Origin of the sequence: Nocardioides sp. WS12 (assembly GCF_014108865.1) — a bacterium.
Classification (GTDB): domain Bacteria; phylum Actinomycetota; class Actinomycetes; order Propionibacteriales; family Nocardioidaceae; genus Nocardioides.
Genome location: NZ_CP053928.1, coordinates 729266 through 754152, shown reverse-complemented (window position 1 = coordinate 754152; position 24887 = coordinate 729266). Strand labels below are relative to the sequence as shown.

19 protein-coding genes are annotated in these 24887 nt (G+C 69.1%); 6 read left to right on the top strand and 13 right to left on the bottom strand.

Annotation, left to right across the window (positions count from 1 at the left end):
• Nucleotides 1-6 precede the first annotated feature (6 nt).
• The 4 genes from HRC28_RS03400 to HRC28_RS03385 all read right to left on the bottom strand — a co-directional run bounded on the left by HRC28_RS03400 (nucleotide 7) and on the right by HRC28_RS03385 (nucleotide 4614).
• Nucleotides 7-1743 (bottom strand): acyclic terpene utilization AtuA family protein, encoded by a 1737-nt coding sequence (locus tag HRC28_RS03400; RefSeq protein ID WP_182378786.1) that lies wholly within the window; start codon nucleotides 1741-1743, stop codon nucleotides 7-9.
• Nucleotides 1740-2537, bottom strand: coding sequence for a TIGR03084 family metal-binding protein (locus HRC28_RS03395; protein ID WP_182378785.1), 798 nt, complete (start codon nucleotides 2535-2537; stop codon nucleotides 1740-1742). The genes HRC28_RS03400 and HRC28_RS03395 overlap by 4 nt, the downstream gene beginning before the upstream one ends.
• Nucleotides 2534-3184, bottom strand: a complete 651-nt coding sequence (locus tag HRC28_RS03390; RefSeq protein WP_237111680.1) for a TetR/AcrR family transcriptional regulator — start codon at nucleotides 3182-3184, stop codon at nucleotides 2534-2536. Before HRC28_RS03390 ends, HRC28_RS03395 begins: the two co-directional genes overlap by 4 nt.
• A 74-nt stretch (nucleotides 3185-3258) precedes the next feature.
• Nucleotides 3259-4614 (bottom strand): cytochrome P450, encoded by a 1356-nt coding sequence (locus HRC28_RS03385; protein ID WP_202033212.1) that lies wholly within the window; start codon nucleotides 4612-4614, stop codon nucleotides 3259-3261.
• 73 nt (nucleotides 4615-4687) lie between these two features.
• On the opposite strand from HRC28_RS03385, the gene HRC28_RS03380 reads away from it, so the two are divergent.
• A complete protein-coding gene (locus HRC28_RS03380; RefSeq protein ID WP_237111679.1) occupies nucleotides 4688-5437 on the top strand; it encodes an HAD family hydrolase in 750 nt (249 codons plus the stop codon).
• On the top strand, nucleotides 5437-7959 hold the full coding sequence (locus HRC28_RS03375; RefSeq protein ID WP_182378784.1) for a glycoside hydrolase family 65 protein: 2523 nt from the start codon (nucleotides 5437-5439) through the stop codon (nucleotides 7957-7959). The genes HRC28_RS03380 and HRC28_RS03375 overlap by 1 nt, the downstream gene beginning before the upstream one ends.
• Before the next feature lie 10 nt (nucleotides 7960-7969).
• On the opposite strand, the gene HRC28_RS03370 is transcribed toward HRC28_RS03375, so the two are convergent.
• Complete coding sequence (locus HRC28_RS03370) at nucleotides 7970-8434, bottom strand: hypothetical protein (protein WP_182378783.1); 465 nt, start codon at nucleotides 8432-8434, stop codon at nucleotides 7970-7972.
• Between the two features lie 100 nt (nucleotides 8435-8534).
• Here HRC28_RS03370 and HRC28_RS03365 point away from each other — a divergent pair, with 100 nt between their 5' ends.
• On the top strand, nucleotides 8535-9767 hold the full coding sequence (locus tag HRC28_RS03365; protein ID WP_237111678.1) for an MFS transporter: 1233 nt from the start codon (nucleotides 8535-8537) through the stop codon (nucleotides 9765-9767).
• Here the strand turns inward: HRC28_RS03365 and HRC28_RS03360 are convergent.
• Nucleotides 9760-10632 carry an exodeoxyribonuclease III gene (locus tag HRC28_RS03360; RefSeq protein ID WP_182378782.1) on the bottom strand — a complete coding sequence of 291 codons (873 nt, stop codon included), beginning with the start codon at nucleotides 10630-10632 and terminating at the stop codon, nucleotides 9760-9762. The genes HRC28_RS03365 and HRC28_RS03360 overlap by 8 nt on opposite strands.
• Before the next feature lie 22 nt (nucleotides 10633-10654).
• Entirely contained in the window at nucleotides 10655-11623 is a 969-nt protein-coding gene (locus HRC28_RS03355) for an NAD-dependent epimerase/dehydratase family protein (protein WP_182378781.1), read from the bottom strand.
• Nucleotides 11624-11656: 33 nt separating this feature from the next.
• Here HRC28_RS03355 and HRC28_RS03350 point away from each other — a divergent pair, with 33 nt between their 5' ends.
• Entirely contained in the window at nucleotides 11657-12445 is a 789-nt protein-coding gene (locus HRC28_RS03350; RefSeq protein WP_182378780.1) for a GH25 family lysozyme, read from the top strand.
• 43 nt (nucleotides 12446-12488) lie between these two features.
• Nucleotides 12489-12863 (top strand): thioredoxin, encoded by a 375-nt coding sequence (trxA, locus tag HRC28_RS03345; RefSeq protein ID WP_182378779.1) that lies wholly within the window; start codon nucleotides 12489-12491, stop codon nucleotides 12861-12863.
• Between the two features lie 119 nt (nucleotides 12864-12982).
• Here trxA and HRC28_RS03340 read toward each other — a convergent pair whose 3' ends face one another.
• Entirely contained in the window at nucleotides 12983-13774 is a 792-nt protein-coding gene (locus HRC28_RS03340; RefSeq protein ID WP_182378778.1) for a choice-of-anchor E domain-containing protein, read from the bottom strand.
• Nucleotides 13775-13804: 30 nt separating this feature from the next.
• Nucleotides 13805-15706, bottom strand: a complete 1902-nt coding sequence (locus HRC28_RS03335; RefSeq protein WP_182378777.1) for a choice-of-anchor E domain-containing protein — start codon at nucleotides 15704-15706, stop codon at nucleotides 13805-13807.
• A 346-nt stretch (nucleotides 15707-16052) separates the two neighbouring features.
• Here HRC28_RS03335 and HRC28_RS03330 point away from each other — a divergent pair, with 346 nt between their 5' ends.
• Nucleotides 16053-16829 (top strand): sigma-70 family RNA polymerase sigma factor, encoded by a 777-nt coding sequence (locus HRC28_RS03330; RefSeq protein ID WP_182378776.1) that lies wholly within the window; start codon nucleotides 16053-16055, stop codon nucleotides 16827-16829.
• 91 nt (nucleotides 16830-16920) lie between these two features.
• On the opposite strand, the gene HRC28_RS03325 is transcribed toward HRC28_RS03330, so the two are convergent.
• The 4 genes from HRC28_RS03325 to HRC28_RS03310 all read right to left on the bottom strand — a co-directional run bounded on the left by HRC28_RS03325 (nucleotide 16921) and on the right by HRC28_RS03310 (nucleotide 24847).
• Nucleotides 16921-19392: an LPXTG cell wall anchor domain-containing protein gene (locus tag HRC28_RS03325; protein ID WP_182378775.1), complete on the bottom strand. Its 2472-nt coding sequence runs from the start codon at nucleotides 19390-19392 to the stop codon at nucleotides 16921-16923.
• Nucleotides 19393-19747: 355 nt separating this feature from the next.
• The gene (locus HRC28_RS03320; protein ID WP_182378774.1) at nucleotides 19748-21415 is read right to left on the bottom strand and encodes an LPXTG cell wall anchor domain-containing protein; all 1668 of its coding nucleotides are present in this window, start codon (nucleotides 21413-21415) and stop codon (nucleotides 19748-19750) included.
• 277 nt (nucleotides 21416-21692) lie between these two features.
• Nucleotides 21693-23117: an NAD(P)/FAD-dependent oxidoreductase gene (locus HRC28_RS03315; protein ID WP_182378773.1), complete on the bottom strand. Its 1425-nt coding sequence runs from the start codon at nucleotides 23115-23117 to the stop codon at nucleotides 21693-21695.
• The gene (locus tag HRC28_RS03310; protein ID WP_182378772.1) at nucleotides 23114-24847 is read right to left on the bottom strand and encodes a DUF3556 domain-containing protein; all 1734 of its coding nucleotides are present in this window, start codon (nucleotides 24845-24847) and stop codon (nucleotides 23114-23116) included. The genes HRC28_RS03315 and HRC28_RS03310 overlap by 4 nt, the downstream gene beginning before the upstream one ends.
• Between the last annotated feature and the right edge of the window lie 40 nt (nucleotides 24848-24887).

The following is a 24887-nucleotide window of genomic DNA, read 5'->3' as shown; positions in this document are numbered from 1 at the left end:
TGTCCCCTAGACGAGATCTTGTTGGATGTGGACGATCCGGCTGCGGACCCATTCACCGAGGCCCTTGGCCTGCGGGTCGAAACGGGTCGAGGCGGCGACGCCGTCGCCGAGCAGACCGTGGATCACGATGTTGACGGCGCCGAGGTTCGGCAGCACGAAGACCTCGAGGTCGAGGTCCTTGGCCTCCGGCACCAGTTCGCGGACCTTGCGCGGGTTGAACATCTTGGCCAGCCACTGCACGCGATCGGCGTACTTCGGCGAGCCGTCGTTCTTCACCCACAGGCCGAGGTTCGCGTTGCCGCCCTTGTCGCCCGAGCGGGCGTGGACGAAGGTGCCGAGCGGCATCCGCCGGGTCATGGTGTCCGTCGGTGCCGGGTACGGCGACGGGCGCAGGCCGAGCGTGGGGTCGAGCTCTTCGGGGGCAATCTGCTCCACGAACTCCGTCGGGTCGGCGATCACCTCGCGGGTCCCATCGGCGTGGACCACCGTGTGCTGCACGGCCGACCTGTCGACGTACTCGGGACGGTAGATGCCGAACGGCGAGGGCTTCTGCGGCGGCGTCGTCATCGTGAAGCCCGGGTACGACGCCAGGGCAATCTCGACGGCGGGCCCGGTGAAGGGCTTGCCGAGCGGTCCGGCCTCCGGGTCCTTGCCGATGCAGCGCAGCAGTACCGAAGCGCCTTCCTCGGTGTCGGCGTCGCCGGTCCGCGCGGGCGTCTGGATCCACGCGATCTCGGCAGCGGTGAACTGGTCGTCCAGTTGCGAGCGCACCCACGCGGCCTTCGCCTCGATGTCGAGGCCGGTGAGCACGAACTCGACCTGGTTGCGGTACCCGCCGAGCGTGTTGACCGCGACCTTGAGCTTCTCCGACGGAGCCGTGCCGGTGACGCCGCTGATCTGGACCCGATCCGCGTCCGTCTGACTGAGCTGGATCGAGTCGAGCCGGGTGGTCACGTCGGGGTTGAGGTAGCGGGTCGTCTGGATCTCGTAGAGCAACTGAGCGGTGACGGTGTCGATCGTGACCGCGCCGCCGGTGCCCTCGTGCTTGGTGATCACGCTGCTGCCGTCGGCAGCGATCTCCGCGATCGGGAAGCCGAGCGGCTTGTCCATCGGCGCACCGGCGCGGAACAGGTCGGTGAAGCCGGAGAAGTTCCCGCCCGTGGCCTGGGTGCCGCACTCGATGACGTGGCCCGCGACGACGGCGCCGGCCAGGGCGTCGTAGTCCGTCGGAGTCCAGCCGTGATGGGCGATCGCGGGTCCGACGACGACGGACGCGTCGGTCACCCGGCCGGTGACGACGACGTCCGCGCCGTGGGTCAGGGCAGAGGCGATGCCTAAGGCACCGAGGTAGGCGTTGGCGGTCAGCGCACCCTCGAAGAGGTTGGCGCCGCGGAGGTCGTCGCCCTCGACGTGGGCGATCTTCGCGTCCAGGCCCAACTTGTCCGCGGTCTCGCGCAACCGGGCGGCAAGGCCGGCCGGGTTGAGACCGCCCGCGTTGCTCACGATCTTCACGCCCTTGTCGAGCGCGAGCCCGAGGGTGTCCTCGACCTGGCGGACGAACGTACGGGCGTAGCCGAGGTCGGCGTCGCGGAGCGTGTCCATGCCGAGGATCAGCATGGTCAGCTCGGCGAGGTAGTCGCCGGTGACGACGTCGACGTCGCCGCCCTCGATCTGCTCACGCAGCGCGGAGAGGCGGTCGCCGTAGAAACCGGAACAGTTGGCGATGCGGAGCGGGTCGGTCACTTCGGGTCCCTTCCGCCGCCGGCGGGACCGGCGAAGGCTTGCGCGATGGTCAGCCACTTCTCGGCGTCGGTGCCGACGGTGACCAGGTCCGTGTTGTCGCGGTGGATGCGCTGCGTGACGAGCTGGCAGAAGTCGTACGCGGAGCCGCGCACACTCTGGGGCGCGTCCTCCGCGCCCCACGTCCAGAGCTCGCCGCTCGGCGCGGTCAGCTCAATGCGGAACTCGTCGGTCGGCGCCGGGAGTTCGTTGTTGATGAAGGAGTAGTTGCGGGTGCGGACGCCGATGTGGGCGACGTGGCGGATCCGATCGGTCACCTCCGGGGCGAGCGCCAGGGCTTCATACACATCGAGTGCGTGCGCCCAGGTCTCCATGAATCGGGCGGTCGCCATCGAGGTGGGCGACATCGGCGGACCGAACCACGGCATCTTCGCGCCGTCGGGGTGGGCGCGCAGCGCCTCGGGAAGTGCGACCCGGCCGGCGTCCCAGCGGGCCAACAGGTCGTTCGGTGCGAGGGCACCGAGCTCCAACGCGCCCTTGTCGACGAACCCGGTCGGGTCGTCGATCGCCTGGAGTACGACGGCGTCCCAGGCCTGCTTGCCCTCGTCGGTCAACGCACCGGCAGCCAGCACGGCCACCTCGTCGGTCCAGAGCAGGTGGCCGATCGTGGTTGCGACGGTCCACCCCTCGGCGGGAGTGAACGTGGTCCAGCCGTCGGCGTCGAGACCCGCGACCGCGGCGCGGAGCTGGTCCCCCTCGGCGGTGAGGTCGGCGATCACGCCGTCCAGGACAGTCATGTTTTTCTCCCGGTGGTTGAGGTGCGAGCGGAGCGAGCCTCGAAACCCAGCGATTCGTCGAGCGTGCGCGCCCATTCGGTGAGGATCCGGCGACGACGACGGGCGTCGTCACCGAGCGTGTTGGCCAGGCCCAGACCACGGACGAGGTCCAGGGTCGCCTGGACGAGTTCGCGCACCCGGGGCGCGGCCTCGTCGACGTCGAGCAGCTGCACCGTCAGCCGGTGCGTCTCGCGGCCGACCCGCTCCTCGAGCGGTCCGACGGCTTCGAGCAGCGCGGCATCGGTGCGCGCCGCGACCCACAGTTCGAGGGCGGCTGCGAAGACCGGCGACGCGAAGTGCTCCCCGAGCATCTCGACGACGGCGCGGGTGCGGTTCTTGCCACGGGGCAGTTGTGCCGCTGCCGCAGCCAGTTCCTCGCCGCGGATCTCGGTGAGGTGGGAGACCGCCGCGACGACGAGGTCGTTCTTGGTCGGGAAGTGGTGCAGTTGGGCACCCCTGCTGACGCCGGCCCGCTCGGAGACGAGCGTGGTCGTCGTACCGCCGAAGCCCTTCTCGACGAGGAGGTCGACGGTGGCTTCCATCAGCCGCTGCCGCATGGCGCGCGTGCGCTCCTCCTGGGGCACACGAGTCACGGCAGGGGTCGACACCAGGCCAGCATGGACCCCAACTCACAAACAGTCAAGCATGACTGTTTGTTTACGTCCCCACGACCGGCTGGCGATCAGGCGGTGACGGACTCCCGGTCACTGCCGTTGAGGTGGACCGGCAGCGCCTCGACGCCGTACACGGCCGAGAGCTTGCGGAACTCCAGGGCGGAGATGTCCGCGGCCATGCTCAGGTCGGGGAAGCGCTCGGCGAGCATCCGCAGCGAGGTGCGCAGCTCCATCCGGGCCAGTTCGGCCCCGACGCAGCGGTGCATGCCCCAGCCGAAGGCCAGGTGGCGGGTGGGTTCGCGGGTCGGGTCGAAGTCGCCGAGGCCTTCGCCGAGCTTCGGGTCGCGGTTGGCGGCGAGCAGCGAGACGCCCACCGCGTCGCCGGCCTTGATCTTCACGCCGCCGACGACGACGTCGGTCTTCGCGAACCGCAGGAAGGCGAGCTGGACGACACACAGGTGGCGGAGCAGCTCCTCCACGACCCGGTCGACCGAGTCGGGGTCCGAACGGAGCATCCGGCCGGCCTCGGGAGTGGTCGCGATCAGGTACGTGCCCAGGGCGAGCATGCTGGCCGAGGTCTCGTAGCCGCCGAGGAAGACGCCGTCGGCAATGCCGCCGAGGGTGACGTCGTCGAGTTCGTCGCCGTGCTCCTTGAGGAGTGCACCGATCAGGCCGTCACCGGGGTTCTTGCGCTGCTCACGCACCGCGTTGATCAGGAACTCACGGGTGTGGGCGGCCGCGCCGAACGCACCCGCTCCCCCCTCGGTCAGGTCGAAGCGCGCGACGCCGAGCTCGAGGAACCGCGACCGGTCGTCGACCGGCAGGCCGAGCAGGTCGCAGATGACGTCGAACGGTACGGCGAACGCGAACTCCTGCACCATGTCAACGGACTGACCGTTGGCTCCGGCCGCGGCCATCGCATCCAGGCGCTGCGTGACGATCGTTTCGATGCCGGGCTGCAGGCGCGCGAGGCGGCGCATCGTGAACTCGGGGGTGAGGTACTTCCGCAACTGCGTGTGCAGCGGCGGGTCGATCATGCCGAGGCCGCCGATCTGCTCCTCGTCGGACTTGCCCTCCTGGGAGACGAACTGGCCGAGGTCGTTGGACCACGACGCCGCGTCCCCGGCGAGGACATCGCGGGCTTCGTCGTACCCGCTGACCAGCCAGACGGTCTTACCGAACATGTCGGCGAGCTTCTTGACCGGAGCCTCGGCCTGGACGTCCATCAACGCAGGCAACGGGTCGAGGCCGTCGCGCTTGAGCGGCAGGGTCACGGAGTCGGGCAGGAAGCGCAGTTTGCGCAGGTCGATGCCGTTGCGCATGGTGCGGTTCAGGAGCCAGATGCCGACGCGCTGCTTGAGCGGTCCGAAGATGGGGTCGAACACCGGCCCGATCACGGGACCGACGAGGGGGAGACGACGCATGGCTCCATTCCACCAGACGATTCGTGACACGCGCGAAACCGATGTGCTCGGCGCTGGCGGCTAGCCTGACCGGGTGGCTGATCACACCGTGCGCTGGGATGACTGGGACGCCGTGCTCTTCGACCTCGACGGGGTGGTGACACCGACCGCCGAGGTGCACATGCACGCGTGGGCGGCGATGTTCAGCGCCTTCCTCGTCGAGCAGTCCGCGACGGACGGCATCGCCTATCCGCCGTACACGGAGCAGGACTACTTCGACCACGTCGACGGCAAGCCGCGGTACGACGGCGTGCGGGCCTTCCTGGCGTCCCGCGGCATCACGCTTCCCGAGGGCTCGCCCAAGGACCCGCCCAGCGCGCACACCGTGTGCGGCCTGGGCAACCGCAAGAACGACGTCTTCTCCGAGGTGCTGGCCACCGATGGCGTCGTCGCCTATCCGGGATCGGTCGCCCTCGTCGAGGACCTGCACCGACGGGGCAAGCCGATGGCGATCGTGTCGTCGTCCCGCAATGCACCGGCCGTGCTCGCTGCCGCGGGACTGACCGACTACTTCGGGATCATCGTCCACGGCGGGCTGGCCGCCGAACTGGGCCTGCCGGGCAAACCAGCACCCGACACCTTCTCCTACGCCGCCGCCCACTTCGGTGCCACCGATGCGCGGTCGGTCGTGCTCGAGGACGCCACCAGCGGTGTGGCCGCGGGACGCGCGGGCGCCTTCGGACTCGTGATCGGCGTCGACCGCGGCGCTGGGCCGGACGCCCTGGTCGAGGCCGGCGCGGACCTCGTCGTCACCGATCTCGACCAGTTGCTGGAGGAGTCCTGATGAACGCCGCCGACGGCCCCGGCCCCTCCCACAAGGCGCCACCGGTCTCCGACCCGCTCGACCGCACTCGCTTCCCCGTCGACGAATGGCGATTCGTCGAGACCCGCTTCTGCGGCGCCGACCTCGGCACCACCGAGTCGCTCTTCACCGTCGGCAACGGCTACCTCGGCCTGCGCGGCAACTACTCCGAGAGCCGCGACGCCCACCTCGACGGCACCTTCATCAACGGGTTCCACGAGACCTGGCCGATCTCCCACGCCGAGGAGGCCTACGGCTTCGCCCGGATCGGGCAGACGATCGTCAACGTCCCCGATCCCAAGGTGATCCGGTTGTACGTCGACGACGAGCCCTTGCAGCTGTCGGCCGCGGACGTCATCGAGTACGAACGCGCACTCGACTTCCGGACCGGCGTCCTCACCCGCGAACTGATCTGGCGCACCCCGGGCGGCAAGCGGGTGCAGGTGCGGAGCACCCGGATGGTGCCGCTCGAGCAACGGCACCTCGCCGTCCTCACTTTCGAAGTGACCCTCCTCGACGAACGCGCGTCGCTGGCGATCTCCTCCCAACTGATCAACCGGCAGGACATCGAGCCCGAGGCCCCGTCCAACGACGGTGACGCCGGCGCCGGCGCGGACCCCCGCAAGGCGGAGTCGTTCAAGGGCCGGGTGTTGATCCCCCGCCTGCACGACGCCGACCCGAACACCGGGCGGATCAAGCTCGGCTACCGCACGGCCCAGAGCGGCATGACGATCGGTGTGGTCGCCGACCACACCCTGGAGACCGTCGCCCACACCTCGATGAGCGTGCACTCCGAGGACGACATGGCGAAGGTGATCTACCGCGTCGCCGCCGAGCCCGGGATCACCGTGAAGCTCACCAAGGTGGTCTCCTTCCACACCGCCGAGACGGTGCCGCCGCGCGAGCTGATCGACCGCTGCGAACGCACCCTCGACCGGACACACGAGGAGGGCATCGCCCACCAGTACTCCGCGCAGGAGGCCTGGCTCGCGGACTTCTGGCAGCGCGCCGACGTCGAGGTGCCCGGCCAGCCCGCCATCCAGCAGGCGATCCGGTGGAACCTCTTCTCGATCCTGCAGGCCTCGGCACGCGCCGAAGGTCGCGGCATCGCCGCCAAGGGAGTGAGCGGCTCCGGGTACGGCGGCCACTACTTCTGGGACACCGAGATCTACGTGATGCCGTTCCTCACCTACACGATCCCGTGGGCCGCCCGGAACGCCCTGCGCTTCCGGCACGCGCTGCTCGACAGCGCACGCGCCCGCGCCCGCGAGCTCTCCCAGAAGGGCGCGCTCTTCCCGTGGCGAACCATCAACGGCCACGAGGCCTCGGCCTACTACGCCGCCGGCACCGCGCAGTACCACATCGATGCGGACATCGCTTATGCCCTGAGCCAGTACGTCGGCGCCACCGGTGACGAGGAATTCCTGGCCAACGCGGCCGTCGACATCTTTGTCGAGACCGCCCGCCTGTGGGCCGATCTGGGCTTCTGGCGCGACGAGTCGCGGCGCACGTTCCACATCCACGGCGTCACCGGGCCCGACGAGTACACGACCGTCGTCAACGACAACCTCTACACGAACGTGCTCGCGCGGTTCAATCTCCGTCGCGCGGCCCGGGCGGTGTGGGAGCTGGAGCGCGACGACCCCGAGGCGCACGCGGCCCTCGTTCGTCGTACCGGGTTGACTCCGGAGGAGCCCCAGGAATGGGCCGACTGCTCGCAGGGGATGTTCATCCCGTTCGACGAGTTCCTCGGCATCCACCCGCAGGACGGGCACTTCCTCGAGCGCGAGATGTGGGACCTCGAGAACACGCCGCTGGAGAAGCGGCCGCTGCTGCTGAACTACCACCCGCTGGTGATCTACCGGTTCCAGGTGCTCAAGCAGGCCGACGTCGTGCTCGCGCTGTTCCTGCAGGGCGAGGAGTTCACGCCCGAGCAGAAGAAGGCGGACTTCGACTACTACGACCCGATCACCACCGGCGACTCGACGCTGTCCGCGGTGATGCAGTCGATCGTCGCGGCCGAGGTCGGCTATCACGAACTCGCGCTGCGCTACTTCGTCTCTGCCCTGTACGTCGACCTGGACGACCGCCACAACAACACCGCCGACGGGGTGCATGTCGCCTCGACCGGTGGCGTGTGGAGCGCCCTGGTTTCAGGGTTCGGCGGATTCCGCGACATCGGCCCCTCCGCCGGTGACCAGCAGTGGCAGATCGATCCGCGGCTCCCCGACGACTGGTCGTCCCTCGTCTACCGGGTGACCCTGCACGGCACCCGCGTGCGGGTGACGGTCCGCCCCGAGGAGCTCGAACTGTTCATCGAGGACGGCTCGGACCCGGTGACCTTCTCCGTGCGCTCGGAACTGGTGACCGTCGGCGCAGGTGCGCCGGTGACCCTGCCGTTGAAGCACCAGGGACCGCGCCTGGAGGGCGAGCCGCCGTACCCGGCAGGAATCCAGCGGGCCGACGGAACGGTGATCTCAGCGATCGTCCCGACGGGCGAGTGACCACTCGTCGTCAGCCGGTGCCGCAGACCAGGAAGCCGTAGTCCTGGGCGATCTCGTCCGCCTCGGCGAACGTGGTGTCCTGGAGCAGGGCCAGCGGGTCGGTCTCGAGGGTGGCCAGGTCGGTCTCGAGAGCAGCCAGCATCGACGCGATGGTGGCGACGTCGTCGGCCGGCGCCTTCAGCGCCCGCAGGTCCGTGATCTGACTCCTGATCTCGGGGATGACGACGTCAGTGACCGCGACCCGGAACTCCGCCTCGGTGGGCTCCTCCGGGTTGATGAAGTTGTCGTTGGCCGCGTCGATCTTCTCGTTGCTGGCCGCGCAGATCGCGTCGCCTTGCTTGATGACCTCGTCGCGGGTGAGCGTGGGCTCGACCGTTTCCGACGGCTTGTCGTCGGACTTCGCGGGCTCGTCGTCGCCGCATCCGGTGAGGCTGACGCAGCAGCAGGCAACGATCGCGGCCAGAAGCTTCTTCATGGCCCAGAGCCTAGGTGGACCTCGCCACGAGACCGATGTCACAACGCTGGTTGGGCGGATCGATGTGCACCTCGGGGACGTCCGGGCGTTCACTTGACCCGTGACCTCGACCGCCGCACCCGAGCAGATCAGCGTCGCTCGACGGTGGGCGATGCTCGCGGTCGGTACCGGTTCGCAGGCCGCTTCGGCCGCGATGGTCGTGGCGCCGGCGTTCCTGATCCCCGAACTGCACCGCCCGGTCTCCGAGGGCGGGCACGGCATGAGCCTGGCCGAGGCCGGCCTCGTCGCGTCCGCGTCGATGGTCGGAATGATGCTCACCCTCGTCCTCTGGGGCGTCGTCGTCGACCGCCGTGGTGAGCGGTTCGCTCTGCTCAGCGGTCTCGTGATCGCTGCTGTCGGCGGCGCACTGGCCACCATGGCGGGCGGTCCGTGGCCCATGGCGGCCGCCCTCGCGCTGGCTGGCATCGGTGCTGCCGCCACCAACTCTGCGTCCGGTCGCGTCGTCGTGGGCTGGTTCCCGCCCGAGCGCCGCGGCTTCGCCATGGGCATCCGGCAGACCGGTCAGCCGCTGGGCGTCGGCCTGGCCGCCGGCACCGTCGCGGTCATCGCGCACGCGCACGGCATCGGCCCGGCGCTGTGGGTACCGACCGGCGCCGTTGCCCTGGGCGCCCTGCTCGTCGCGTTCGTCGTGATCGACCCGCCGCGCCCTGCCGTCGTGGCCGGGAGCGTGGCGAATCCCTATCGCACCGACTCGTTCCTCGCGCGGGTCCACGGCGCCTCGGTGCTGCTCGTCGTCCCGCAGTTCCTCGTCTGGACCTTCGGCCTGACCTGGCTCGTCGAGGACCTCGACTGGTCCCCCGGCGTCGCCGGCCTCGTCATCGCCGGTACCCAGGTCGCCGGTGCCGCGGCCCGGATCGGCGCCGGTTGGGTGTCTGACGTCGTCGGCAGCCGGATGCGGCCGATGCGTTCGGTCGCACTCCTCGCCGCGTTGACGATGGCGCTGCTGGGGGTGGCGGCCGGGCAAGCTGGCCCCGAGGGCTCCGGCCTGGTGACCGTCCTGGCCGTTGCGCTCCTCGTCGTGGCGTCCGCGATCACCGTCGCCGACAACGGCCTGGCCTTCACCGCCGTTGCCGAACGGGCTGGCCCGTTCTGGTCCGGCCGTGCGCTCGGCATGCAGAACACCGCCCAGCACATTGCCGCCGCCGCGGTCCCGCCAGTGGCCGGCCTGTCGATCACGCTCTGGGGGTACGGCGCCACGTTCGCTCTCGCCGGCCTGCTCCCCCTGCTCGCGATCGCGGTCGTGCCGGTCGCGGCCGAGAACGATTTCAGCTGACGTCGTAGTCGACGACCACCGGTGCGTGGTCGCTGAGGCGAGTGCCACGATGCTCGCGGTCGACCACCGCGGCCCGGGCCGATCGCGCCAGTCCGGGCGTCGCGAGGTGGTAGTCGATACGCCAGCCGGCGTCCTTCTCGTACGCGCGGCCGAGCCAGCTCCACCAGGAGTACGGCCCCTCCGCATCCGGGTGCAGCCGACGTACGACGTCGACCAGCGTGCGCGGTGTCAGCTGGCTGTCCAGCCACGCCCGCTCCTCGGGGAGGAAACCCTCGACCTGGTTGCTGCGCCGCCAGTTCGCGACGTCCTGGCGGTCGTGCGCGACGTTGAGGTCGCCGGTCAACAGGAACTCTCGACCGGCAGCCGCCGCGTTCCGGCGGGCGTTGGTCAGGTGGCGCGCGAACCCTCCGAGAAAGGCCATCTTGCGGTCGTACTTCGCACCGCCGTCCGGGGCTTCCCTCATCCGGTTCGGAACCTGCAGGTGGGCTGGCAGTCCACCCTTGGGCAGGTACAGGCTGGCCACCGTGATCGGGTGGTCGGCGAGGTCGACCTCGATGTAGCGGCCCTCCAGCGCGTGGGGGCGCAGTGCACGCGGGAGCGGCTGCGCGGGATCCGGCACCGCCCAGGTGCGCACGCTGTCGGGCGGAGTGCGCGTCAGTACGGCCACCCCGTTGCGCCCCGCGATCGTGCCCGCGTCGTAGGCGGCGTGGAAGTCGCCGAACGCTCCCTCGGGCAACGCGTCGACGGGGCAGCGCACTTCCTGGAGGGTGATGACGTCGCAGCCGCGGGTCGCCAACCAGTCATCGAAGCCGCGCCGGTGGGCGGCCCGGATGCCGTTGATGTTGACGGTGGCGATGCGGAGCACCGGCCGAGGCTAGCGGCCTCGTTCAGCGGTCCTTCCATGCGGCAAGCAGTTCGGCCTCGCGCTCCGTCGTGATCCCGTCGATGCGAGCGGCCGGATCCGACTCGAGCCAGGCGCGGGTGTCGCTGGCCGTGTCCTTGATGGGGCGCAGCACCAGCCCCGCAGCCACGGCCGGCGCTGCGTCGTGGGCCAGCATGCCGTCGTACTCGGGACGCGGGAGCCAGAGCGGGATGCTGTCCGGTCCGGCCCACGGCTGCACGCCCTGGCCGCTGAGGAACTCCTGGTCCACCCACACGACATCAGCGTCAGGAAGGGCGTCGCGCAGGAGGTCCGCGAACGGGACCGCTGGCCCGATGGCGTCGAACGTGCCGGGCGTACGACGATCGGCGAGATCGACGAGCCACGTCGCGAGGTCGCGTACGTCGATGACGTCGACCAGATCCCCCGGATCGCCGGGCCCGAGGACCTCTCCGGTCGCGACGGATCGGCGAGCCCAGTAACTGAATCGCCCCGTCGGATCGCCGGGTCCGACGATCAGTCCGGGACGGACGACGGCCGCCGAGGATGCGGCGTCCAGGACCAGTTGTTCGCACGTGACCTTGAGGCCGCCGTACGCCTCGGGGTCGGTGGCGAGATCGACGTCCTCGGCGATCGGGGTCTTCAGCGCCCCGCTGCCCGGCCCGGACGGGTCCGCGTCGTCGGCGTACACGGAGATCGAGGAGACGTAGACCCAGTGCGCATCGGAAACCGCATCGAGGGCGTGCCGAACGTGGGACGGCTGGCGGGCGATGTCGACGACCGCGTCGAACGGGCCGGCCTCGGCCAACGCGTCCGGCGCCGGTTCGGAGCGGTCCCAGCGCACCTGCGTGACGCCGGGCGGGACCCTTCCCGACTGGCCACGGTTGGCACACACCACCTCGTGCCCCCGTCGTACGGCGTCCGCCGCGACCGCGTGGGAAAGGAACTGTGTGCCACCGAGCACGAGGAGTCTCATCCCCCCATCTGAGCACGTGGTTGGCTGGGCTCCATGAATCTCCGGAGCGCTCTGGCCGCGATGGTCGTGGCCGGGCTGCTGACCGGGCTGCTGACCGGGTGCGGTGAAGCGACCCCGTCGGACGAGCCTGTCGAGACCACGACGCCGTCAGCGCTCGCGACCACCACGCCGCCCGTCGAGACTGTCGAGCCTGTCGAGACCAGCACGCCTGCCCCCACGGAGGCCGAGGTCGGCGGCGATGGCGGTCCACGCCAGGGGATCGACGCCTCCCACCACCAGGGCCCGATCGACTGGGCGAAGGTCGCCGACCACGGCATCTCCTTCGCCTACCTCAAGGCCACCGAGGGCACCGGCTTCGTCGACCCGCGCTTCGCCGCGCACCGCAGGCGTGCGAGCAAGTACGGCGTCGCCGTCGCCGGCTACCACTACTTCCAGCTCTGCTCCGACGGCACCGCCCAGGCTGCTCACTTCATCGACGTCCTCGGCGACGGAGGTGCCGAAGCGCTCGCCCCGGCAGTGGATCTCGAGCTCGTCGGCAGCTGCACCACCCCGCCGGCACGCGCCACCCTGCTCGCCGAGGTGCGGGAGTTCCTCGCCGCCGTGGACAAGGAGTACGCCACGAAGACGGTGGTCTACCTGTACCCCGACTTCGAGGAGCGCTTCGGCTTCGCCACCGACCTCGCTGACCACCCGCAGTGGGTCCGCCGGATCGGCGACCGCGCTCCGCGCCGCCCCTGGGAGATCTGGCAGTACGACGACCACGGCTCCGTCCCCGGCATCGCCGGCCCCGCCGACCTGAACCTGATGCAGCCCTCGTCCTGAGTGCACGGCGGAACACCGGGCGTACCTCGGGCGTTGAGGAGACATGTCCACCATCGACCTGACGTCCGGCAACTTCGAGCAGACCGTGCTCGACAACGACATCGTCTTCGTTGACTTCTGGGCGTCGTGGTGCGGCCCGTGCCGCAACTTCGCGCCCATCTACGAGTCCGCGGCGGAGCAGCACGGCGACCTGGTCTTCGGATCGGTCAACACCGAGGAAGAGCAGCAGCTCGCCTCGGCAGCCCGCGTGTCGTCGATTCCCACGCTCATGGCGTTCAAGAACGGCACGCTCGTGTTCTCGCAGGCCGGTGCCCTCCCGGCGCCCGCCCTGGAGCAGGTCATTGCTGCGGTGCGCGCCGTCGACGTACCGGCCGCGACGAACGAGTCGAACGACGCGGACGAAGCGAACGACGCCTGACGTCGTTCGCCCCGCCGCAAGAGCGCTCCTGCGGCGGGGCGAACACCCGGGTAACCGGGTTCGTCAGATGCCCCTCACTGCTCCCAGACTTGCGCCCGGAGAGGACCACCTGACCATGGTCAGGCGGAGTGGGGACGCCTCACCATGACCAACGCGGCACCGGCAAGTACCAGAGCGGCACCGACCGGAACCAGCCAGCCATCAGGACCACCCGTGTTCGGGAGGTCTCCGTCGCCTTCGTCGATCCCACCGACATCACCCTCGTCGTAGGTGTAGGTCACGTTGACCTCACCTGCTCCGGAGGCCAGGAACACCAGCGTCCACTCGGACGGCTGCGACAGGTTCGACGCGGAGGAAGCCGTGTAGTCGAAGCCCACCGTGCCCGTCCCCACGTACGGCGCCAGAGCAGCCTCATCGGTGATGGTGGTCGAGAACGTGTCGCTGTCCGAGCCCGCCGTCAGCTGGCTGTTCGCCCCAGCCGGCGCCGTGTTCGGATCACCGCCCGCCTCTTCCCAGGCCGAGCACCCGTCGGTTCCGCCATTGGCTGCAAGCTCCAATGCCGGCACCTCCATGGCACCTGAGGTCTGGGCGACGACATCACCGGCGAACGTCAGGGGCGCAGCGCCCGAGACGTTGCCACTGTTGACCGACGAGGCCTCCTCGCTGAGGTTGGTGATGCAGACCGCGAAGTCCATCGTCACCTCGGCCTCGATCTTCACGGAGGTCAACTCGCCGAGGTCGGGATCGAACTGCTCGATCTGTCCCGTCCCCGACGCGTCGAGGTCTCCCAAGTCGAAGGTCACGGTCTGGGTGTCGCCGGTGACTGCAGATGCCGGCGCCACCCCCATGGTGAAGACCGTGACCGACGCAACTGCCCCGGCCGCCGCGATCCGAACTGCCCGCTTCGTCATCAATGCTCCTCGCATGATCATCGCCTCCCTCTACTCGCCCGCAGGCGCGTCGCCTGCAGCCGGCTCGGGGGTGGGCTCGGGCTCGGGCGCTGAGGCGGGTTCAGCCGGTGGTGGTGGCGTCTCCTCAACCTGGGGCTCGGGCTCGGGTGCGGGCTCCGGTGCGGGCTCCGGCTCGGGGTCAACGTCTCCCTCGCCTTCCTCCTGCTTCGGCGCGGGAACCGGGTCGACCTTGGCCGCCGGCTGTTCTTTGGATTCCTTCTGGTCCTTGCCCGGGTTCTTCGAGGTCAGACCGGCCGGTCCTTCCGGTTCGTCCGCCTTCACACACAGGTGACTCAGCCCGTACCACTTGCCGCTGTTCGGGTTGAGGATGGCGTGGAGGCCCGTCCCGCTCAAGGCACCGTCTGGTGCGTACGAGTAGAACTGCGGGTCGTTGGCCACCGGCCCGCCCTTCACCGTGATCGCGAGGATCGGCACCGTGGACTCCCAGTCAAAGACCTGGCCCGCCTCGGTGTTGTAGATGTCGGTGATGGTGAAGACACCGTGCTCACCCTCAGTGACGGGGTCGATCTTGAAGCCCTCGACCGTGTCGCACTGGTTGGATGCCGGATCGCAACCCTCCATGTTCGGGTCGTCCTCGCACGTCGGCTCGTCACAGCCCTCCATGTTCGGGTCGTCCTCGCACGTCGGCTCGTCACAGCCATCCATGTCCGGCTGGTCCTCGCACGTCGGCTCGGAGTCGCCCGCACAGACCGTGAGGTGGCTCAGGCCGTAGTACTTGCCGCTGTTCGGGTTGTCCGGAGCGTGCAGGCCTTCGTCCGACAAGGCGCCTTGCGGCTGGTAGTCGTAGAACTCCTGCGGAATCGCCTGGGGTCCGCCCTTGACGCTGATCCAGAAGATCGGTACGTCGGAGGTCCAGTCGAAGGTCTCGCCCAGCTCCTCGCTGTCGTGCTTCACGATCGTGAAGGTTCCGCCGCCCGGCAACGCGTGGTCGCCAGCCGAGACCGGATCGATCTTGAAGCTGTCACTCTCGAGGCAGTCCGGAGGCGAGCAGCCCTCCATCTCCGGGTCGGACTCGCAGTCCGGTACCGGTTCGGAGCACACCAGGATGTAGTTCACCGAGTGCCACGTGTCCTGGCTGGCCTGGAGCGGAGCGTGCAGGTCGTTGCCTTCCATGGAACCGCCCGGGTACAGGTACGGCTCGAAGCCCGGCCCACCCTTGACCTGGATCTCGAAGACGTTGACCGTCGACGTCCAGTCGAACGTCTCTCCGATCGGGTTGCTCAAGTCGAGCTGGAACATCGTGAAGGTGCCGCCACCGTTGAGGTCGAAGACCTTCTTGTCCTCGTTCATCACCGGTGCGATCTTGGTGACGCTGACGCCCTCCGTGGCGCAGTCCGGCTCCGCCGGAGCACAGATCTCGTTCTCCGGGTCGACCACACAGGTGTCCGCGAAGGTGTAGGAGATCTTGACCTTCGCCTCGCCACCCGCGACACCGGTCGTCTTGTACGGCGCCGGGCCGGTGATGCTGACGTCGATCTCGCTGTGCACGTCGTAGTTGAGGTCGCCCTCGCCAACGAACCCTGCGAGTACCGCGGGTTCCGTGACGGTGACCTCGGAGGACACACCCGCGCCCAGCAACGTGATCGGCTGGATCTCGCCGGGGGCGAGGTTCCACACCTTGTCCTCGGAACCGGCAGCCTCCAGGTTCGAGACGCCCACACCGTTGACCGTGATCGCGGCGTTGAGCGAGCCCGACAGCGACTTCGGCTGCGAGGCGCTCAGGTTTTCCACCGAACCCTCGAGCTCGCCGTCGACGGACGCAATGACCGTGACTTCGGTGAGCGTGAGCAGGCCTTCTTCGTCGTCGAACTTCGGGACGTTGATGACCTTGTCGCTCGGGAATGACTCGATGGCGACCGAGCCTTCATGCACTACTGGATTGTCTATGGCTTGCGCCGGAGCGGCGGCGATGAACGGAATGGCCATCGCAGCGGTTCCGACCAGGAAAGCGACCCCAATTCGCCTTCGAGCCGTACCGATTGACCTCATAGGGAGGCACTCCTGTACTCGAGGTTCGCCGCCGGACGGGAGCATCGCGGGCGACCGGGACAAAGTCCCTACGCCTCCATGACGGGATTCGGCGACCGACATGACGCGTCGCAAGTAAAGAAATGGGTAAAGACTGCGCCGGGCGGGTCGCAATCTTCGCCATTCGCCAGCGGAGGCCGGATACCTGTGATTACCGTCGAATGATCCGAAGCCACTCGAGGTAGCCATCGTGATCACGACGCCGGAACCGTCCGCAGACGACACCGCTCTCCTGACTCGCGCGCGCACCGGCGACGCATCGGCCATCGCCGAGTTGTACGAGGTCCACCGCCTCGCCGCCCACCGACTGGCGGTCCTGCTGGTCGGGTTCGATGACGCGGACGACCTCCTCGCCGACGCCTTCGCCCGGGTGGTCGCGCAGTTCATCGCCGGGGTCGGGCCGACGACCAACTTCCACGGCTACCTCTTCACCACCCTGCGCAACCGGCATCGCGACCTCCAGCGCCGCGGTGGGCACGAGGAGCCGGCGTCGGATCACCCGTGGCTGCTCGAGACCGCCGTCGCCCCGAGCGAGGACATGGCCGAGGACTTCGACAGTGATCTCGCGGCCGCTGCCCTGGCCAGCCTGCCGCCCGCCTGGCAGCAGGTGATCCACCTGCTGGAGGTGGAGGAGCGGACGGTCGCCGAGGCCGCTGCGCTGCTCGGGCTGCGCCCGGCGGCAGTGTCGTCCCTGGCCTACCGCGGGCGCGAAGGCCTCCGGGCGGCGTACCTCGACCAACTGATCAAGCAGGCTCCGGCCCGGACCAGCGAATGCGACTGGGTGCGCCAACGGATGAGCCGCTACGTCCGTACGACCCTGTGCGCCTCGGCTGTCGCGCGCTTCGACAGCCACCTGCCCACGTGTACGACGTGCGCGCCCCTGCTGGGTCACCTGCGCCAGGTCAACGGCCGGTTCCGGTTCCTGCGTCTGCGCAGCACGACTGCGGACCAGCAGCTCGCCGGCTGAGCCTGGATCCGGCTGCATGCCGGAACGGCAATCGCCCCGCCGCAGCTGAGCTGCGACGGGGCGATCATCCGGTCAGACCGGTTGCTTCACATCAGACGGTCTCGCGGCGGCGCATCAGCACCAGGGCCGCACCCGCCAGGACCAGCCCGGTGCCGAGCGGCACCAGCCAGCCCGCCGGACCACCCGTGTTCGGCAGCACCTCGACGATGCCACCGACCGTCGGCGGTTCCTCGACGATGACGGCCACCTCGCCGCAGAGCGTCGCGGCGTCGAGCGAGCTCGGGTCCTGACCCTCCGCCAGCTCCTGGAGGATGGTGACCTCAGAGGTGCCGTCCGTGTAGGTGTACGGGAACGTCCCGAGGAAGCCCTTGAGCGCTGCCTCGACCTCGTCGATGACCACGATGATGCCGGCCGCGATGGGTGCCGTACGAGCGACGAGCGGCGACGAGCAGGCGACGTACGCCTTGACCACGGGGCACTCTTCGTTCGAGTCCACCGGAGCCGGGTAGGTGTAGGTCGGCTCACCGTCGAAGCCGTAGTCCGCGATCGCGGTCAGCGTGACGCTGCCGTCCTCGTTGACCTCGCTGGTGTACAGCTCGTTCTCCGGCACCGTCTCGTACGCGGCGTTGTCGAGACCACACGGGTCGTTGACGTCCAACTCAGGAGCAATCACGGGGCACAGCTCGTTCGAGTCGACCGGAGCCGGGTACGTGTATGTCGGCTCACCATCGAAGCCGTAGTCCTTGATCGCTGTCAGCGTGACGCTGCCGTCCTCGTTGACCTCGCTGGTGTACAGGTCGTTCGCCGGAACCGGTTCGTAGGCCGCGTTGTCGACACCACACGGGTTGAGGACGTCCAGCTCAGGAGCGATCGCCGGGCACAGGATGCCTTCGTCGACCGGCGCCGGGTACGTGTAGGTCGGCTTTCCGTCGAACGCGTAGTCCTTGATCGCGGTCAGCGTGACGCTGCCGTCCTCGTTGACCTCGCTGGTGTAGAAGTCGTTCGCCGGGACCGCTTCGTAGGCGATGTTGTCGAGACCACACGGGTCGACTGTGCCCAGGTCAGGAACCGTGGCCGAGCACAGGATGCCCTCGTCGACCGGAGCCGGGTACGTGTACGTCGGCTCACCATCGAAGCCGTAGTCCGCGATCGCGGTCAGCGTTACGCTGCCGTCCTCGTTGACCTCGCTGGTGTACAGCTCGTTCTCCGGCACCGCTTCGTACGCGGCGTTGTCGAGACCACACGGGTCGTTGACGTCCAACTCAGGAGCAATCACGGGGCACAGCTCGTTCGAGTCGACCGGAGCCGGGTACGTGTATGTCGGCTCACCATCGAAGCCGTAGTCCGCGACCGCTGTCAGCGTGACGCTGCCGTCCTCGTTGACCTCGCTGGTGTACAGGTCACTTGCCGGCACCTCTTCGTACGCGGCGTTGTCGAGACCACACGGGTCGTTGACGTCCAGCTCAGGAGCAATCACCCGGCACAGCTCGTTCGAGTCGACCGGAGCCGGGTACGTGTACGTCGGCCCACCATCGAACGAGTAGTCGTCAATCGCGGTCAGCGTGACGCTGCCGTCCTCGTTGACCTCGCTGGTGTAGAAGTCACTCGCCGGCACCGCTTCGTACGCCGCGTTGTCCAGACCACACGGGTCCTCGATGCCCAGGTCCGGCACGGTCGCCGAACACAGGATGCCGGAATCGGCCGGTGCCGCGTAGGTCCAGGTCGTCGTACCCGGCAGCGCCGGAGCCGGCGGCGGCGACGGGAACACGTTGTTGCCCGTTGCGGTCAGCGTGAGGCTGCCGTCCGGGTTCCTCACGAAGGTGTAGCTCCCGGCCGGCGGGTCGTTGTACTCCGCGTTGTTCAGGCCACAGGGGTCGTTGACCGTGAGCACGGGCGGCACGATGACGCCCGGCGGGACGTACGGCGGGCACTCCGTGTTGATGTTGATCTCGTTGGAGTTCTCACCGTCGAGCGGGTGACGGGTCGCGATCGAGGCGCCCTGGGCGTCGTTGAACTGCAGGGGCCAGTCGACCGGGAGCGTGACGCCGCCGGGCAGGTCACGGATGACGACGGTCTGCGCCTTCTCGCCGTACGTCGGAGTCGCGGAGTACTTGCAGACGACCATCTTCTTGGTGTTCTCGTCAGCCAGCGCAACAACCTTCGCCACGAGGCGGGCGCCGGTGTCGGCAGCCTCGCCCACGGGGACGGCGTCCTCGGGGATCTCGATCGGGGTCGACTCGGCCTCGTCGGTGGCCTCGTCGCTCGCCTCGTCGGTGGCCTCGTCGTCGGACTTCGGCTCGGGCTTCGGGTCGGGCTTCGGGTCGGGCTTCGGCTCGGGGGCCGGCTCAGGCTTCGGCTCCGGCGCGGGTGCCGGTTCGGGCTCGGCCGCGGGCACCTCGGACTCGACGACAGCAGGCGTGTCGCCGCCGTCGTCCGGGTTCACGTCGTCGGCGAAGCTGGGCGAGACCAGCGTGGTCATGGCCAGGAGCGCGGTCGGAACGACCAGCGCCAGCCGTCCTCCGCGAGAAAGTGGGCGGCGCAGGCGCCGCGAAGAGCTTGTCATCTCTAATTTGTCCCCATGTCTTGGTCGGCGCGGGAGCCCCGCGACCGTCAACTACTCACATCGGGACGGCCCCATACCGAAAAAGGGAGCGTTGCACCTGCCACGCGACCTTGCGCGGCGCAGGTTGAACACTCCCTCTATGCCAACCACAACCCCACTCGTGGTCAGCTCCCACCGAAGACGGTAGGTGGCTTCATAGCGCCACCGAACCAAAACGCGGTCGATTTTGCCCAGAACCATCGGAAACGATAGTCCGCAGCGCCCGAGAACCGGCAAAACCTCCACAAAACCGCGACCGCCCTGCCGCAGCGGTGCTGCGACAGGGCGATCAACCGGTCAGGCCGGGTCCCTCAGGTCAGACGTTCTCGCGGCGACGGGCCAGCACGAGGGCCGCACCCGCAAGGACCAGCCCGGCGCCGAGCGGCACCAGCCAGCCAGCCGGACCACCCGTGTTCGGCAGCACCTCGACCAGGCCGCCGACCTCGCCGTCGACCTCGCCGTCGACGTCGCCCGGAAGCTCCTCGATCTCGGCTTCGACGCCACAGACGACGGCGTCGATGTCCTCGGCGACCTCACCCTCGTCGGCGAAACGGATCGCCGTCGAGGAAGCGCCACCATCGGTGAACTCGTACGGGAAGACACCCGCGAAGCCCAGGTCGACGAGATCCTCCAGCGCGACGATGACGATCGTGCCCAGAGCAGTACGCGTGGGAATCGGGGCGGTCTCGTCGGCCGGGTAGGTGCAGAGCACGACGCGCGTCGGGTCCTCGGCCGGGCAGGCCTCGATGTTGGTCTCGACCGGCACCGGGAAGGTGTGCGTCGTCTTGTCACCCGGGAAGATGAAGCCCTCGTGAGCCTCCAGCGTGATGCTGCCGTCCTCGTTGGGGGTGATGACGTACTCGCCGAGCGGCACGTCGCCGTACGAGGCGTTGCCGGTGTCGCACAGGTCATCGACCGGCACCTCGGGCACGTCGATCTCGGTCGGCTCGCACGCCTCGGTGTTGGTCTCCACCGGCACCGGGTAGGTGTAGGTCTCCGCGCCACCGGCGAAGGTCGAACCGGCGGGCGCCGTCAGCGTGATGCTGCCGTCGTCATTGCGGTCCACCTCGTAGTCACCGGCGGGGACGTCGCCGTACACCGCATTGCCGGTGCCGCACGGGTCCACGACCGGCACCTCGGGGGCGTCGATCTCGGCCGGCTCGTCGCACGGCTCGTTCGAGTCGGTCGGGGCCGGGAAGACACGCTCGTCGGCGCCGCCCGGGAACTCGTAGCCGGCGTCGGCCTTCAGCGTGATCGAGCCGTCCAGGTTGCGCACGATCGTGTAGTTGCCCGTGGGGACCGCGCCGTAGACGGCGTTGTCGGGGCCGCAGGCGTCGACAACCGGAATCTCGGGGGCGGGGATCTCGTCGATGTCCTCCGGCTCGTCCGCCAGGAGGTACGACGCGTGGCTCAGTTCCTGCGCCCGGCCGTTGCCGTTGACGAAGCCGGCCCACGGGCCCGTGCCGGACTCGATCGTGTACGACGCCTGGCCCGGGTTGAGCGTGATCGTGACGACGTTGGTCGAGGACTTCGCGCAGACACCGACGATGACCTTGCCGGCCGGAGCCGTGATCGTCAGGGTGAGGCCGGAGAGACCGTCGAGCTTGATCCAGCCGTCGTTGGCCTTGCAGGTCTCCTGCGCGGCGGCGGTGACGACGTTGGCCTTGGCCCGGACGCCGTCGGTGAAGGCAGCACCGGGCGTCGGCGCCGACTTCTCGGACGTGGCGCCGGACGTGGGCGCCGCCTTCGACTCGGACGCGGTCGGGGCCTTCGGCTCGGCAACCTCGGCCGGTGCCGGGTCGACCACGGGTGCCGGGTCGGGCTCGGCCGACGGCACGGGCGTCTCGGTGACGGCCGGCGTCTCGCCGCCGTCATCGGGCGTCACGTCGTCAGCAAAGCTGGGCGAGACCATCGCGGTGATGGCGAGGAGCGCGGTCGGCAGGACCAGCGCGATCCGGCCTCCACGCAGAATCGGGCGCCGCAAAGGGCGCGAAGAATCAAGCATCGTGTGTCCCCACATTTTCGGGCGCGGTGGTCCGCGGCCTCGTCCAACAACGACCAGGATCGGTTCTTGACGAACCTGTGACGTGAGGTGGAATGGGCTACGCGTCCCTGCGCAGCCGTCCGAGCCCTCCGCCTGTCTGGGTGCGCCCCCACGCGCAGCCAGTCCCGGGGATCAACGTAGGGGACCCTGATCGGGACGATGTCCTCAATTTGTATGGATTTCGGAGATTTAACTGTCGCGGCGCGTGATCTGTGTCTCAGCGAGCCAGGTCGGCCAGCGCCTTGCGCGCCGCGAGGTGCCCGCACATGCCGTGCGCACCTGCTCCAGGAGGGGTTGCGGCGGAGCAGAGATAGACCCCCTCCACCCCGGTGGAGTACGGCGAAAGGCCGGCCCGCGGGCGGAAGACGAGTTGTCGTGCGTCGTTGGCGCCGGTGGTGATGTCGCCGCCGACGTAGTTGGCGTTGTGCTGCTGCATGCCCGCTGCCGACCGGACGTGCGTGGCCAGGATCCGGTCGCGGAAGCCGGGGGCGTGCTCCTCGATGCGGGCGATGATCGCTTCGGTGACCACCTCGTCGGGCCCGTCGTAGCCGGCGGGGACGTGGGCGTAGGAGTAGAGCGGGTGCGTGTCCCCGACCGAACGGGACGGGTCGGCCAGCCACTGCTGTCCGACGAGGACGAAGGGGCGTTCGGGCAGCACGCCCCGGGCGACGGATCGCTCGGCCGCGACGGTCTCCTCGAAGCGACCACCGAGGTGGACGGTGCCGGCGCTGCGGGCCGGCTCATAGGACCAGGGCACGCCCTCGGCGATGGCGAAGTCGACCTTGAAGGCACCGGGTCCGTGGCGGAACCGACGGAAGCCACGACGCACACGGCCGGGCACCTGGTCGCCCAGGATCCGGAGCGCGGCGCCCGGGGTCGTGTCGAGGAGGACGAGGTCCGCGTCGGCGATCTCCGCGATCGCGGTGATGGTCCGTCCCGTCTCGGTCGTGACGTCGAATTCCCCGCACCTGCGCAGGATTGCGTCACGGATCGACGACGAACCGCCCTCTGCGACGGGCCAGCCGAAGGCGTGGGCGGCGGTGGCCAGGGCGACACCGATGGCCGACGACAACGGCAGGTTCAGCTTCGTGAACGCGTGCGCGGCGACTCCCCCGAACAGCGCGCGAGCCGGGTCCTCCCGGAAGCGACGGCCGATGAGTGTGGCCGGCGGTGCGGAGAAGGCACCGAAGCGGGCGAGGTGGATCGGGTGCTTCGGCACGTGCAGCATGGGCTGGAGGAACTCGCCACTGATCGTGCCGAACCGCTCGGCGAGCGGACCGAAGGTGCGTTGCCACCGGGCGCCGTCAGCGCCCAGTCCGGCTGCGGTCTCCGAGACGGAGCGGCGCAGGACCGCGCCCGTCGCCCCGGACAGCGGGTGCGCGAGCTCGGCGTCGGCCCAGAGCCAGTTCAGGCCGGCGCCTGCGAGGTCGAAGTCGCGTCCGAAGGAGGAGCCCAGGGCGAACGGGTGGAACGCCGAGCACTCGTCGTGGATCAAGCCGGGCAGCGTCAGCTCGGCCGATCGCACCCCGCCACCGAGCACGTCGGCAGCCTCGATGATCCGCACCTGTACGCCGGCCGCGGCCAGGGTCAGGGCGGCGGCCAGCCCGTTCGGACCGCTGCCGACGACGACTGCTGTGGTCACGTGGTGACCCCGGTGGCGGCCTCTGCGCGCCAGGTCACCTCGAGCGGGATCGGGCCGTTCGGCAGCCACGGCTGCTCCGCGACCGCGTCAGCCACGCGCCACGTGCCGCGCTCGATGACACCGAGGGCGGCGTCGATGATCCGGTACTCCTGGACCCGCTTGTGGACCGGCTGCGACTCGACGAACACCACGATCAACTCGCCGGGCTCGAAGCCGACGCGGGCCTGGATGGCGGCGATCATCCGGTCGTCGTGCAGGTGCCCGTCACCGAAGTTCCAGCCCCGGACCCAGTTGGACATGAACTCGCCTTCGCGCACCGTGCGCTGGTCGATGTCGTCGTACCGCGCCAGGAAGACGCTGAACAGGCCGCGACCCTGGCTGTGCAGCGAACGCCAGCCGGCGATGAGGGACATGCACTGCTCGGCCGTGGGGCGGTCGTACTTCAGCAGCGCCATCAACTGGTCGGTCATCGGCGGCGCGGGCAGGTCGAGCTTCAGCATCTTCTCCTCGGCGCCCGGGGAGAAGGCCCAGACGGCCGAGGCCCAGTTGCCGGCGTACTGCCGCAGCGAGGCAAGGAACGAGACCTTGTCGGGGCGCAGGTTGCCGACGACCGGGGAGACCAGCAGGCAGGCGGCGATCAGCACGAGCAGCCACGGTTCGCTGAAGTCGGTCACCGCGTAGCCGTCGCTGGCGTGGTGTCCCCAGAACAGGAAGGCCGCCAGGAAGGCGAAGAGCACGTTCCACTCCAGTGGCACGGCCAGCGGGAACGTCATCGTGATGAACACGTGGAAGCTCACCATCACGCCGACCGCGAGCAGCGTGACCGTCTCGTTGGTGGAGAACAGCAGGATCAGCGGTGTCAGCATCTCCACGCAGGTGCCACCGAAGTGCGCCAGGCCCCATGACAACTTCGAGGGCCGAAGGTCGTCGGGGGCGTTCTTGTAGTGCAGGCGCCGGACGAGCTTGCCCGGTACGAACGGGGCGTTCGACACCATCGGCGGGATCACGTTGGCGAAGTGCAGGCCGAACTTCGAGAAGCCGGCGCCGATCCACACCGTCACGATGAGCACCTTCGCGGCGATGATGAAGTCGGCGCCGTCGAGCATCGCGGTGAAGACCAGGGCCGGGAGGTACTGCTCGCCGCGCGCGGCCAGGAACACGATCGAGTCGCGCAGCCCGTTCACCACCAGGAGTACGGCGGCCAATGCTGCCAACGCGGCCGGCACCCGATCGCCCTGCCACACGACAGCGGTGGCGAGCGAGACCAGCAGGGCGGCGTACAGGGTGATGTCGACGAAGGTGCGGCTGTCGCCGGCGGTGCCGGGGATCCAGCGCCACGGGGCGACCCGGATCGTGCCGGGGCGCAGCCAGTAGCGCGCACCGCCGGTGAACGGCTTGAAGTGGCCGCACAGCGGACCCCACGCTCCGCCGAAGCCCACGACCTCCATCAGCAGCGTCCAGGCGATCGCCTTCTGGTAGACGACCGGCTCCGTCCACCACTGGTCGAGGTTGCCCAGGCCGCCGAGGTCGCTGGTGGCGGAGATGATCAACAGGCCGCCCAGGGCGTACCAGACGGTGACCTTGAGGATGTAGATCATGTGGACGTAGCGGGGCGTGCCGAAGCCGTTGTCGGCCCAGAAGGTCGCCGCGATCCGGATCCGTTCCCGCAACGGCAACGCCGCGTGGACGACCGGGTCGATGTCGGGCAGGACCGCTCTGATCAGGGGCATGGTGCGACTCTAGGGACGGCTGTGATGCCCGTCATTGGAT

What these genes read in the sequence shown, in the direction of transcription:
- HRC28_RS03355 (WP_182378781.1), bottom strand. Translation starts at nt 11,623, where the DNA reads ATGAGACTCCTCGTGCTCGGTGGCACACAGTTCCTTTCCCACGCGGTC.
- HRC28_RS03350 (WP_182378780.1), top strand. Translation starts at nt 11,657, where the DNA reads ATGAATCTCCGGAGCGCTCTGGCCGCGATGGTCGTGGCCGGGCTGCTG.
- trxA (WP_182378779.1), top strand. Translation starts at nt 12,489, where the DNA reads ATGTCCACCATCGACCTGACGTCCGGCAACTTCGAGCAGACCGTGCTC.
- HRC28_RS03370 (WP_182378783.1), bottom strand. Translation starts at nt 8,434, where the DNA reads ATGAAGAAGCTTCTGGCCGCGATCGTTGCCTGCTGCTGCGTCAGCCTC.
- HRC28_RS03395 (WP_182378785.1), bottom strand. Translation starts at nt 2,537, where the DNA reads ATGACTGTCCTGGACGGCGTGATCGCCGACCTCACCGCCGAGGGGGAC.
- HRC28_RS03385 (WP_202033212.1), bottom strand. Translation starts at nt 4,614, where the DNA reads ATGCGTCGTCTCCCCCTCGTCGGTCCCGTGATCGGGCCGGTGTTCGAC.
- HRC28_RS03375 (WP_182378784.1), top strand. Translation starts at nt 5,437, where the DNA reads ATGAACGCCGCCGACGGCCCCGGCCCCTCCCACAAGGCGCCACCGGTC.
- HRC28_RS03310 (WP_182378772.1), bottom strand. Translation starts at nt 24,847, where the DNA reads ATGCCCCTGATCAGAGCGGTCCTGCCCGACATCGACCCGGTCGTCCAC.
- HRC28_RS03340 (WP_182378778.1), bottom strand. Translation starts at nt 13,774, where the DNA reads ATGACGAAGCGGGCAGTTCGGATCGCGGCGGCCGGGGCAGTTGCGTCG.
- HRC28_RS03325 (WP_182378775.1), bottom strand. Translation starts at nt 19,392, where the DNA reads ATGACAAGCTCTTCGCGGCGCCTGCGCCGCCCACTTTCTCGCGGAGGA.